Below are 12,628 nucleotides of genomic sequence, written 5' to 3'. Positions count from 1 at the left end.
GGTCAAGTCCCGGTTTGGTGCCGAAGCTCAGGGTTGATGGGCGGCCCGCTGCGCGTGACCAAGGGCTGCCGGTTCTGTCGATCCGCTTCGATGGCGCCGCGAATTGCTGAAGCGCTCGTGGCGCTCGCCTCGATGCAGTCGTCGTTACCGATCCGAATCTCCTGCTCGATGCGTTCCGCCGCGAGCGCCTCGGCCGCCATGACGAACGACAACTCGGCAACACTCAGATTGTCTCGGATGTTCGCCATCGGATCGAGCCCGCGCGCCTGGCGGATCTGATGAGATCGTGCCCCGAGCAATTTCATATAAACGGCTTCAGTGCAGAGCATGTAGCCCTTGCCGGTGACGTGATGCTGCTTGAGGGTGTCGGTGTATGCGACGCGTTGTGATCGAGAAACAGCCCGGGCACCGACCCACCTGTTCTCCTCAGCAGTGGCGCGCTGCAATATCTCATCTGCAAGCGACGCGTCCCCTGAGCGATATCTCAGCCAAATTTCGCGTACAAATAGCTGGCGTTACGGCCTTATTTTCCTTCAAAGAGGAATTGACGATCTTTTTTTCGACCTCGGCAATGAGCGCTTTCGCCATTCGAGTGTTGCGCCATTTTGACGGCGCCTTTCCCGCCCCTTTCTTGGAGGCCCGCCAAAGGTCATCCAGGCAAATGTTTCCGTGACTATCCTCATAAACGCGGTGGCCTCGCAGGACCAGAATGCTCGACTCGTTCAAGGTCACAACTCCTGTGTGTTGCGACCACTAGGTGCTTGTGGATTTCTCCAGCGATAGTACAAGTGTCTTATTCAAGGGGCTGTACTACGCACGTCGTGGTCAGATTTGAATTAAGAAAGGCGGTCACCCGGTGGTGCGGGGCCGCCTTTCGGCTTTTATGAGCTCAGTTTGATCCTGGCGGAGTTACCGCACCATTCCTTGACGCCGCCACGAATCAGCGTGAGTTCATGACAATCATTGGACACCCGGGGGCGGATTCCGCGCAACGAACATCGTAGGCACTCGTCGAGTTACGAACAGGCACCTGCCTGCTTGTTGTGCGAATCTCTGTCTATGTTGGCTCGTTTTCAGGAAATGTCACTCTTTGACAACATCCGGGCATTGCCGGGGATTTGGCCGCACGCGCTGCAGCATTATCCACACCCATGACGCGCAGTAGCTCGCGCGCGTTCGAAGGCCCAAGGGATTGATAATTTGACTCTCGCCGGCGCCGCGTTTCGATGGCGGGATGCCTCGCTCAGCTCGACGCCACACACCTGCGCACGCCGACGGCCGGCCGGTGAAGATCACGCTTGGCAAGATGCGAGAGATGGGCGTTCGCGGTGTCCTTCGCCCCAACGTCCTTTTCGGCGACTGTTAGATCACGCCCAAAATGATGAAAAGTCCGATTTCAACCAGTAAGACCGCCCCCGTCATCGCGGAGACAAGACACAGGTCACCCGGTGATAAGTGCAGCATGTTCTCACCAATCGAAGAAACGGCCCCTATGGCATAAGCAGGGGACTAAGGATTGCCGGGGCCGTTTCTCGGAGATCCTTGACGCGTTCGTCCGGCGCCAAGCAATTCTATCCTAGCCCAAATTTAAATCGTGTCCATATTTAATTTGATTAAATGTTATAATTATAGCGCCATCGAATTTAACTATATAATATCGGAAGGCTTGCAAATGCCCGCCAGCGTGAACCGGCGGGCGCTGTGAGGGCGAGCCGAAGCCCAGATCTAGCGCGAAGGTCTCTCACGCGCAGCATTCAGATCCGCTTTTATGCCACGAGATTGCTGCATTAGCCGGCTGCCGACTTGGGGGCGGCTCATTGAGGTCTCGCGCCCATGGTGCCCTTGATCGAACTGCCGAACCTGAAGTGACCTGATCAGAGCTCACGCAAGCAGAGACAAGTAGGCCAGAAAGGCCGACCAATACCGCCTGCGTCATCGCGTGGATGCCCATGCTCGCCTAACCGAGATGCTTCCGAATCGATCCTCAGCATGAGCAAATCAGGGCTTCGTGGCCGCCTGTTCGTTATGGCCCCGCCATGAAGCCATTTTTGCCAGGCCGCGAAGTCGGCCTGAAACAAACGAGGCCCACCCTCCTCTCTTCCAGCGCATGTCCCAGAAGGGAACGACCCTCTATGATCAGCCCAACATGGACTCGCAAAGCACGCAAGCTCGTTATCGTAAATTTGCTGATTGGCGCGGCCGCTCTGTTCGGATTGGCCGCTCATGAGCCAGTCTCGAGTGCTGCCCTCGGTAGTGAATGGCGATGCAACAGAGCGGCATTTGTCCTAACGACGTGTCATCACGTGGCTGACGAAGTTATGACGCAAAGAACGGCCGCTCTGGACTAGCGAGCAAGCCACAACGGGTTGTCCAAAATCCGGCAACGAGGCTGAATAGGGCGAACGCGGGACCGGAGCCCCGCGCCCTTCCGTCATTTAACGCTTCAGCCGTCGGCGGTGCGTCATCGGCCGCTGCCGGTCCTGCTTCCTGAGCCGCGCCGCCCAGCGCGTCCGTCATTTTCAGCCGCAATCGCTCGTCGTCAAACGAGTGATTTCTTGACCAAGGGAATGCGGCCAAGCTCTGGTCCGGGTGATCAAACCCAGAGCCATCCCCACCATATTTTGGTTAAGATTGTCCGTTCCCTTGCAGGGGAAAATTTGCGTGCTTGCGCCTTGATGTCGCTCGCCGTCAGCGTGTCATATAGGCGTATAGCGATGGGACAAAAGGCCCCCATTTTGAAGCGGGCACACCCTCTGCCCGATCTCCTGAAAATGCTTCAGGAACTTGAGGATCTAAGAGAGAAGGTCCGGCTGGCCGAGGCCGCCCGCGTTTTGCACTAAGGCTCGCGGCGCGTAGACGCCGCCCTTTTCGTTCCCTGACGTGAGATCCCAATTGCATTCCCGCCGGCACCGTCCTTGCCAATCCAGTGTATCGCCGTCGGGTCCTGGCAGGGAGCCGTTTCACAATGAAACAGAAATCTCGAGTCCCAAAGCCGCGCAAGCCTACTCTGGCACACATGGTTTCCGATCTGGTGCGATTGCTTGAGGCGATGAAGAACCTTGAGGAGCTGAGAGAGAAGCTCCGAGCCGCGGAGGCCACCCGTGTCCGGCATTAGCACGTAGGATGGGTTGAGCTCTTGCGAAACCCATCACTCGTTGCGATCAGCGCGCTGCGATCCGCGATCGATCATCGGAGCAATCCTCGATGGTCGCGGAGTGACCGACCGAATTGCCAGCGATGGGTTTCGCAAGGGCTCAACCCATCCTACCCCCTGTACGATCTCGAAACCGGTTCGCGTGCGGCAGGCGCGGTGCGGAGTTGCGGCCGAAGTTTCCCAAGGGGTGACTAGGCCGGGCCGAGGCGCGGGGCCGCCCTGCGCGCTACAGCACCGCCGGATATGGCGACCACACGCGCCGCGCTATTCCATCTCGTCGCTCTGCGAGTGCGCTGCCAGTGCTTTTCGCGCCTGCTGTTCGATGACTCTCACCGCCGCATCGATGACCCGCTCGTGGCCCTCGTCGAGAGATTTGTCCTTCATCCAAGCATACAGGTAGACCGCCAAAGCATCCTGCAGTGTCATGGCAGGCTCCTCTTTCGAACAGCGTCGTGTAACCGTTCGGAATGATCCTGCTTTATGCACACCAACGCAATCAGATGGAGTCTTTAAGTCGGGGTTAAGCTTGATAGCAGCAATGCAATTCAAATATTCGTCTCTGCGGTGGCGCGGCAAAGCGTGGCGCGGAGGCGCGGGCGATGTTTTCAGCGCGCAGGATGGGTTGAGCGCTTGCGAATCCATCACTCGTTGCGATCAGCGCCGCTGCGATCCGCGATCGATTATCGAAGCAATCCTCGAAAGGCCGCGGAGTGACCGACCGAACGCCGGCGATGGGTTTCGCAAGGGCTCAACCCATCCTACGCGCTATCCGCCTCGGCCGACGTTTGACGAGGCGTTGTTGAGCCAGCGTTGCGTTGCCTCGTCGCTCCAGCCTGGGACCGCGAAGCGCGCCGGCGGGCTGGTATTCGTGCGGGTCCGGTCCATCGCCGGATGGCGTGCGCGGGGGTGATGCACAGTTGCGGCATTTGCTGAAGTGCAGAGGACGAGCAATAGACCCATGACAAGAAGAGAACGCATCGCACCATTTCCAATCGAGCAATCGCTCGCACTTACTTGATGCGCCGATCGGTTCGCCGCAACGATAGCGACTTCACGAGCACGAGAGAGAATCGCGAGCCGGGATTGCCTATCCGGCCGCGGTTACTGGCGTTCCTCGTACCTATTGCATTGGCTATCGCCCAGGCGCACCCGGTTGAGCTCCTGAAATGGGGGATCACAACGCAGGAGCGTGTACACCTTGTAAGAAGGCTGAGGGACGCGCCAGCAGAGATTCTGTCCCGCTGGTATCTTGTACCTCTCCCCGCTCGACAACGTATAGCTACACGAGGCATCCGGGACGTTCGTCTTCGCCTCTGCGTGGGCCTGGGCAATCGCAGCCACCGTGAGGAACGTCACCAACAATATACGCATTGTTCCTACTCCGCATATCTGATCGCACATTCTGGAATTGGGATGCGGACATCGCCGCAACAAGTCACAGATTCCTGAAACGCACGACTGGACGGTTATGAAGGAAGGACGCGTAATCCCATTCGCTGACCGCGATCTCCAGGCGTCGGTATGAACGACCTTCTTCTCAGCTTTCCGGCGCCGCCGTCGCAGCCGGCACGCTTCCAATTGAGTATTTCGGCCACGCTCGCACGCTGATGGCGGTTGCCATCTCTGACCTGCATTGGCATTGCTGGACATCCTGCGTCCGAGACGTCATTTCCCGACGTCGGGCGGCCGCGCCAAGCGCCGCTTTGGCCGATCGGGTTTTGCCGATGACGATTTGGATTTTGCACACCTGCGAATTGCTGCGGCCGGTTTGCCGTCGAGGCTATGCCTCTCTTGTATTTGCTCGGCCGCGATCACGCGGGAGCGCAAATCTTTCAATTCGGAAAGCCCGGAAGCAAGCTCGTCCCAACGCTGCTTCAGAACAGCGGTGCGATCACAAGTACCCATTGCACGCCCCCAACACCACCCAAGTCCGACAACCGGGAAAACTATGCAAGAAGGCAATGCGGTGGCGAGGGGACAGTTCCTATTGAAAGTGCTGCGCCGTGGTCGCAGCCCTGCGCTGCAAAAAATGGCTCAACATCCCATGTCGCGAACGCCTGGAAGCGGTTAGAGTCAGGGAATGCGATCGATAGATCGGGCGATCGGCAATGACGGCCCCGAGCGTGGGGCTTTTGGGGTGTGGAGGCCAGGGCCGCTGGAGGTGCTTGGACCCTTGGGGAAGGTCAGAGCCACCAAAGACTAGGAAAACTCGGCAATCACTTCTGTTCGCTTTCGCACATTGCCTGTACCGTCCATTTGCCGGGAACGGAGCCAAATTGCCAATGAAGGATTATCGGGCCCAGATCGAGAAACTTCGGAAAGAGGCGGCCGAATGCGCCCTGATCCGCGACTTGGCAACCGATCCAGCCAAGCGCGAGGTGTTCGACCGGCTTGCGAGCCACCTCACGGTCCTGGCTGACCAGGTTGAAATGGCGATGCGTGAGCGGAATACCGGGACTGACCCGTCTCGGCCCTAGAAGGCGCGCCGCTTACCACGCGGGCCAGATCAGTGCGGACATTGTCCAACTGATTTCGTGTCTCAAGCTTTCGGGGCTGCGGCTGTGGCCGGCATGTTTGGTGGAGCTCCAAAGCTGCTGGCGCACCGCTTGATCCGGATATGCGCATAGGAACGTTTCGACCGGCGGCGAGTCCTACAGGCGCAATCCATCCCGTATTCCGCGTGGATCGAACGATGGAAAAAGCACTCGCCTATGCCATCTCGGCGGCCCTCGTGGGCTTCGGTCTTTTGATCTTTTTCGCCGGCCTATCCTCCAGCTCGCCCGCTTTATGGACAATCGTCGCGCTGGTCCCGATCACGATCGGGATCGTGAGCGCCTTTGGTCCTGTGTGACTGAATGTGGAAATCAGGCCTTTAGGTCAGCGCGTCTGTATTTTCCGAATCGGCAACTCGTGTTCGCTCTCTCGTAATTCAAACTCCTGGTGACGCGCGTGAGCCATTTCGTCTCGATGCTTCTGCTTGCGACGGCCCTGGTCTTGACGTTGTGCTTCGGAGTGGCGGCCTGGCGCCTCTCAGCGGACAAAGAGGCCGACATCACCGCCACGATTTCACATCAGGAATACGGCTGGAGGTCGAGGCCCAACAACGGAAGCCCCTGATTGCGGTAACAGTGCACTAAGCCCGGTTACGCTCGCCGTTGTTGCACGGCTGCGTGCTTCCAAATCGGCTCAAGAAGACCCGTCAGCGTGAACCTCGGATCAGGTCAGCGCGGACAGCGTCCCAACCGCTTTGCTTGACTTCCCTTCAGCTCTCCGGCGCCGCCGTCGCAGCCGGCACAGTCAGCGGCGCCCCGCCAACCGAAACAGGCCCCAGAGGCTTCGACGGCCGAACCAGCCGTTTCCGCATCGCTGCGGACAGTCCATAGCGGGCATTCGCTCGTCGAATGGAGGACGTGACGTCCGACATCATCACATTTTGCAGCGAGTCGACCTTCGCGATCAGCGTGGACAGCTGCGACGATATCTTCTTCACGTCGACCCGCTCGTCCGTGATGCTCTGGCGCAGGGACAGCAGCACCATTGAATCCTGTTGCAGCAGAGTCGCATTTTGCTGCGATGCGTGGTTGTTCTCCTGCAGCAAAGCCGTGTGTTGCTGCTGGGCCGATTGAATCTCCTTCAAGGCAGCGACGACCGGATCCGGCTTCGGCGCCGGCGCTTGCTGGCGCGGAAGCAGTGCAGCGAGGCCGCTGACATTCAGCGACGGCAAGCCGGACGGCAACGTGTAGATGGCCGCCGCGCCGTTAATGGCGAGGGCACACACCGCCAGCAGCAGGACCGTTTTTCGGGCGGGCCGTTTGACCGGCCCTGGATCTTCCAGGGCCGCGGGTTCGTGCGCTGCTGCGGCGGCAGCAAGTGCGACCGCGTCGAGCTCTTCGGCGAAGCTTTGTGTTTCGAAGGTCGTGGTCACGTGCATTGACCCCAATGAGCGAGCAAGAGGAAGCCGCCCCTGGAACGTCCTCGCGACGAGTCCTTGTCCGCAGCACCCAACTCCAACTGCCTCAAATTGTGAGCATTTTGGATTAATTCCACGTTAGCGGCGGGGCTGGCGGACGGCTCGGCGACTCCGGCCGATTACGGAGGCCGATGCGATGCAGCGACGAAAACAGCCGGGAAGCTACCCTGACAGCACAGTCGCTCCGGCGCCCCTGAACACGCGCCGAAGCGGATTTACCGAATCTGGCAGAATACCCCTGTTTTGCCCGAGGGTGCAATCGGATGCGTGCTGGAACTCCGGCGCCAGAGATGCGACGGATCACACATCAACAGCTGTGTCAGCCCCCCGCGCCATTGGTCGCGACCGGCCTATCCGCGCGCTGCAGAAGACATTGTGGCAGAAGCACTTAGCTACTGTGCATGGGGTTGTTTTCGCATTTTGATGCGCCCTAACCCTCATCCAGCAGCTCGAACAGCTCCATCACCCGCGGCGCATCGTGCAGCGGGCTGTGATAGTTGCGATTGCGCCGAGCCTGTCTCTTCGCCCCCGCACTCGCAGACTACGAACCTGGCTTTATCGGGCTCGGAACGCGTCTGCGCGACACATTCGTTCGTCGCTCGACTTGCGCTTTGGCATCGAGCACCTTGTCTCCAGCCCGTGCGGCCCGCGATTGCCTGACCTGGTCCGAAAGACTCGAGCCTCTCCCTGACAGACCCTCTGCACCAACACTGGTGTTTCCTTGAGCCTGTGTTGCCGGCCGGAATCTGTTCTGGAGCGGCGCCGAACCAGTGGCCAATTGATCCTCATTGCTCGTGCCGCTCCCGATCGCGCCGATCGGCAGGCCATTTGGAGCGCGACCAGCCCCGGCATTTCTCGCTGCCTGGACTGCCGCCCGCGACCTCGCGGGCGTGGCGGGCTGAACGTTCGGATTGGCCGGCTCGCTGTTGGTGCCCAGATTTCCGCCGGTGGCGGTGTCTTTCGTCCCCATTCCCGGGGGCGCTGAGGGACCCGCATTGCCTGCACTCGTCCCCATTCCAGAAGGTGCCGATCCGCCAGCGCTGCCCGGCCCCGTTCCCATGCCCGCGCCTGCGGACCCGGCATTTGCGCCGCCTGCTTGCGCCAGGGCCAACAGACATGAGCTTGCGACAATCGCGGCAATGACCGGAGGGATGGCATGGGACATCGGACAATCTCCTTCGCCACGCCCCCGTTAACTATAATGGTGGAACAGGGTTCCCGCTACGAACTCGCAATTGAAGAAGCCGGCCACTGGGACGACGCCAACGGACCGCGTGCCTGCCTTGCTTCCGGTATCCGCGCCGACGAATGCGCGAGCCCGCTCACCCCTCATCCAGCAGCTCGAACAGCTCCTCCACCCGTTCGAACGGCGCGTCCTGCATCTTGGCGTGATAGACGACGCGGTCGCCGTCGCGTTGCAGTGACTTTCCCCGCGACTTCCGCAAGCGTCCGGGCAGGAACGTCGCGGCCGCAGCTTCAGGGCCGACGTCGAGCCGGATGATGCCTCTGCGCTTGCACGCGATCCTGAGCTTCGCCGCGGCGAAGAAATCGCCGGCGCCCTTCGGCAAAGGTCCGAAGCGGCGGGAGGTTTCCTCCTCGAGGTCGTCGAGATCGTCCTCGCTGCTGCATCGTGCGGCGCGCGCATAGAGCTCGAGCCGCACCGGCTCGGACTGCACATAGCTCTCGGGCAGCATGTCCCCGACCGGCAGATTCAGGTCGGGTACCCACACCGCGGCGCGCTCTTCGTCGGCCTTCTCCGAGGCCATTTTCAGGAGGTGGCTGTAGAGCACCGGCCCGAACACCTGGACGTGACCGGACTGCTGCTCCGAGAACAGGTCACCCGCACCTCTGAGGTCGAGGTCGCGCTCGCTGATGGCAAAGCCGGCGCCCGGCCGGCTGAACTCCTCGAGCACGGCGAGCCGCTTCTCGGACTGTCCGGACTCCGTCTCGGTCAGGAGATGGGCGAAGGCGCGGATACCGCCGCGGCCGACGCGTCCGCGCAGCTGGTGCAGCTGGGCAAGACCGAACTTTTCCGGCCAGCACACCACGATGGTGTTGGCGCGGGGAATGTCGAGGCCGCTCTCCACGATATTGGTCGCGAGCAGGACGTCGGCACCGCCTTCGACGAAGCTCATCATGCGGTCGTCGATCTCGTCGGCAGGCAGTTTGCCGTGCAGACAGACGATGCGCAGGTCAGGCGCCACCGCCCGCACCCGCGCCAGCATGGGATCGAGATCCTGGATGCGCGGACAGATCAAAAAGCTCTGGCCGTGGCGGCGCTGCTCGCGCAGCAGTGCGGAGGCAATGGCGGCGTCCGACAGCGGCGCGATCCTGGTTGCGACCGGAAGCCGGTGCACTGGCGGCGAGGCGATCACGCTGAGATCGCGGAAGCCGGCAAGGCCGGCGGCGAGCGTCCGCGGGATCGGCGTCGCGCTCATCATCAGCACATGGACGTTCTTGGCAAGGCCGGCGAGCTTTGCTTTCTCGGCCGCGCCAAAATGCTGCTCCTCATCGATGATGACGAGGCCGAGATCATCGAACTTGACGTCCTTGCCCGTGAGCGCCTGCGTGCCGATCACGACCTTGATCCGGCCGCTGCGCAGTCCCTCCCTGGTTTCCCGCAGCTCCGCGCCTGACGTCGCGCGCGACAGGTTGCCGACCTCGATGCCGAACGGCGCAAAGCGCCTCTCGAACGTCGCGACGTGCTGCCGCGCCAGCACCGTCGTCGGCACCGCGATCGCCACCTGCTTGCCCGACAGCACCGCGGCAGCGGCGGCCCGCAGCGCCACCTCGGTCTTGCCAAAACCGACGTCGCCGCAAATCACGCGGTCCATCGGATGACCGGACGCAAGATCGTCCAGCACGTCGCGGATCGCCTGAGCCTGGTCGATCGTCGTGAAGTAAGGGAAACGCGCGACGAACTTCTCGTAGGCCGATCCCGGCGGCACCAGCTTTTCGGCGCGCCGCCGCCGGCGCTGGCTGATGTGCTTGGCGAGCACCTTGCCGGCGATCTGGATTTCGCGCTCGGCTGAGGTGCGGCGCGCCCACCATGTGCTGCCATCCGCCTTGTCGAGCGCCAGCTTGCCGAGCTCGGCTGCGTAAGGCCACATCAAGGCGAGATCGGGCGGCGGCACCAGAACCGCATTGTCGCCGCCGAACTTCAGGCGGATCATCTCGCGCATGGCGCCGCCGCCGGTGTTGACGGTCTGCAAGCCGTCGAGCACGGCGAGGCCGCGCTGGAGATGGACCACCACCGTGCCCTGCTCGGGCACATCGGCATGGTCGAAGGCTGCGCTCCAGGCGCGCGCCATCGGCTGCGGATGATGAGCGCGGCTGCCGAGCACGTCGGACGCCGTCACCACGACCAGAGGCTTCTTCCCTGGCAAGACGAAGCCGGCGTCGAGATCGGCCAGCAGCGCCGCCTCGCCGCCCCGCCTGCGCGCCGCCTCGTCCCAGTTCTCGCAGCGCTCCGCCTTGACGCCGCCCATCCGCTCCATCACGCGCAGATCGTCCTCGTGCGCGGCGACGAGGATCAGCCGCGATCCGGCCCGGCGTGTCTCCTCGACAAAGGCACGCAGCGCCTTCCTGGAGGACGTCAGCTTCGAAAATTCCGGGACGGGCTGGAAGGACGCCGTCCGCGGCAGTACCTTCATGCCCTTGGAGAGCTGCTTCCAGTCGCGCCGTCCGAGATATTCGCGCTCCCGCTCCGCGCGGGCTGCGGCCTCCTCGATCGTATCAAGCCATCCGTCGGCGTGTAGCGGGACGCCGGCGTCCGCGATCCATTTCGCGCCCCCGCAATAGTCGAACAGGCTCGCGCGCCTGCCGCGTTTGCCGGCAAGGCCGAGCCGCTCCGACATGGGATCGACGAGCAGCTCCCTGGTCTCGAAGATGATCCTGTGCTCATGCGGGTCGAACGCCACGATCCGTTTGATCGCATGCTGCGAATGCTCGATCCGGAACGGCCCCAGCGCGCCCGCTGGAAATATCTCGAAGGTCTGGCCGTGGAACAGCGCCCCGCCCGGATAGTCCGGTTCATCGTCGAGATCGTAACCCAAGGCTTCGAGTCGGGCCTCGAGGTCCCGCTCGGAGAACGTGCCGCCCACTTTCAAGCTCAGGCTCAGGCGCGACAAGCTCGCCGGCGGCGGCAGGCGCTCCATCACGGCTTCCGCCGTCGACACCAGAAACAGGGGTTTCTTGGATTTTGCGAGGCGCCTCAGCACGGAGGCCCTGCGCCCTGCGAGTTCGTGCGACGGCTCCAGTTGATCGAACGGCAAAGTGTTCAATCGCGGAAACACCAGCACCTCGCAGGATGGGTCGAGCGCGTGGATGACGCTGCCCAGCCGCTCCGCCCTGTTCTCGCTCTCGGCGAGAAAGACGATGCCGCTGCGTCCGGACTGCTTCCATTGTCCAAGCAGATGGAGGGCCATCATGCCGAGGGGCGACGAAGACGAGATCGTGGCGCGCTGCGATCCTTTGCTCTTCTTCGGCGCCTTCTTGGCCACCCCTGCCTTTTTGGAAAGCCTCACTTGAACCCGTTTCTCTTGAACCGTCGCAAACTGAACGCGAGCCGCCTTCATCTCGAATCGGCAGCTCGCCGCCATGCATATGGGATTTGCCCCGCGAACGCACCCCTCGCGGGCAACGTCCGGGCACGCCATCGCGATCCCGGCAGTTTGGCCATTGATCGCCCAGCACACATTGGAACTGGCTCGTTCCGAGCTGTGAAATGCGGCCCGCGCTTTCAATGCGAAAGTCGATGCGATCGAGGCGCTACGCAGCAGCAGGCATGAAAAAGCCCCAGCGCTTGGAGCCACGCTGGGGCGTTCGTTCAAAATGAAGCGGTTAAGCAATGACATCTTTATAGCAGCGGTTTCGCCGCGCGCTTGTGAACTGGTTCACACGCGTGCGCCAAACGACCTCAGTGCGAAGGCCCTGAGGTCGCCAACCTTTGTGGGGAAGGTTTTCTCGCGGCCCGGGGGCTTTTGGGGTTGGGGATGGGCCGGGAGCCAGGAATCTACGCGCAACGCGCAGAGTCGTTCCAAGCAGGTGGGCGGGAAGTCTGCCGGCGCGTTCGGCGCAATGCCGGTTCGATCTATCAGGAACGGGGTACCGCACCCTTCCGGTTTGGGCTTGCGCAAGCAGCGCGCTAGGATGCCTCCTTTGACGGAGGCTCATTTGAAACCATGCATTTTCATCGGCGCCATCGCGCTGCTTGCGACGGTCCCCGCCCACGCACAGACGCTGGTCGATCCCAACAAGGTTGCTCCCGAATATCGAGAGGCGGCCGAGAAGCGCCGGGCCGAGCAGTTGCGCCAGCGTGAATGCGCTCTGAAGGCGGATCTCGAGAAGGTGCTGCCCAGGGATCGCACTGCCTTCCTCAACCATTGCCTGGAGACGATGGCAGCCAAGCAATAGCGGCTGACCGACCTTTCCAACCGGTGACTTCCGCCGCCGGCCGATGGCGCTTGGCCGCGCGCGTGCTGCAAGCATCCAGCCACGAAGGC

7 protein-coding genes are annotated in these 12,628 nt (G+C 61.8%); 3 read left to right on the top strand and 4 right to left on the bottom strand.

Annotated features, from left to right (window positions below):
• Positions 1–2 precede the first annotated feature (2 nt).
• Positions 3–446, bottom strand: coding sequence for a hypothetical protein (locus ACVIIV_RS24820; protein WP_456746481.1), 444 nt, complete (start codon positions 444–446; stop codon positions 3–5).
• Between the two features lie 2,972 nt (positions 447–3,418).
• Positions 3,419–3,580 (bottom strand): hypothetical protein, encoded by a 162-nt coding sequence (locus ACVIIV_RS24815; RefSeq protein ID WP_456746480.1) that lies wholly within the window; start codon positions 3,578–3,580, stop codon positions 3,419–3,421.
• A gap of 1,856 nt (positions 3,581–5,436) precedes the next feature.
• On the opposite strand from ACVIIV_RS24815, the gene ACVIIV_RS24810 reads away from it, so the two are divergent.
• Both ACVIIV_RS24810 and ACVIIV_RS24805 read left to right on the top strand, forming a co-directional pair.
• Positions 5,437–5,631 (top strand): hypothetical protein, encoded by a 195-nt coding sequence (locus ACVIIV_RS24810; protein ID WP_456746479.1) that lies wholly within the window; start codon positions 5,437–5,439, stop codon positions 5,629–5,631.
• A 215-nt stretch (positions 5,632–5,846) separates the two neighbouring features.
• Positions 5,847–6,005 (top strand): hypothetical protein, encoded by a 159-nt coding sequence (locus ACVIIV_RS24805; RefSeq protein WP_164936882.1) that lies wholly within the window; start codon positions 5,847–5,849, stop codon positions 6,003–6,005.
• A gap of 411 nt (positions 6,006–6,416) precedes the next feature.
• Here the strand turns inward: ACVIIV_RS24805 and ACVIIV_RS24800 are convergent, their stop codons facing one another.
• A complete protein-coding gene (locus ACVIIV_RS24800; RefSeq protein WP_456746478.1) occupies positions 6,417–7,085 on the bottom strand; it encodes a hypothetical protein in 669 nt (222 codons plus the stop codon).
• Between the two features lie 1,361 nt (positions 7,086–8,446).
• Positions 8,447–11,554: a DEAD/DEAH box helicase gene (locus ACVIIV_RS24795; protein WP_456748816.1), complete on the bottom strand. Its 3,108-nt coding sequence runs from the start codon at positions 11,552–11,554 to the stop codon at positions 8,447–8,449.
• Positions 11,555–12,299: 745 nt separating this feature from the next.
• Between ACVIIV_RS24795 and ACVIIV_RS24790 the strand changes: the two genes are divergently transcribed.
• Positions 12,300–12,539 (top strand): hypothetical protein, encoded by a 240-nt coding sequence (locus ACVIIV_RS24790; RefSeq protein ID WP_456746477.1) that lies wholly within the window; start codon positions 12,300–12,302, stop codon positions 12,537–12,539.
• Positions 12,540–12,628 lie beyond the last annotated feature (89 nt).

Source organism: Bradyrhizobium sp. USDA 4354 (assembly GCF_054060315.1).
The sequence above is the reverse complement of the archived record's forward strand: the minus strand, read 5'-3'. Positions and strand labels throughout refer to the sequence as shown.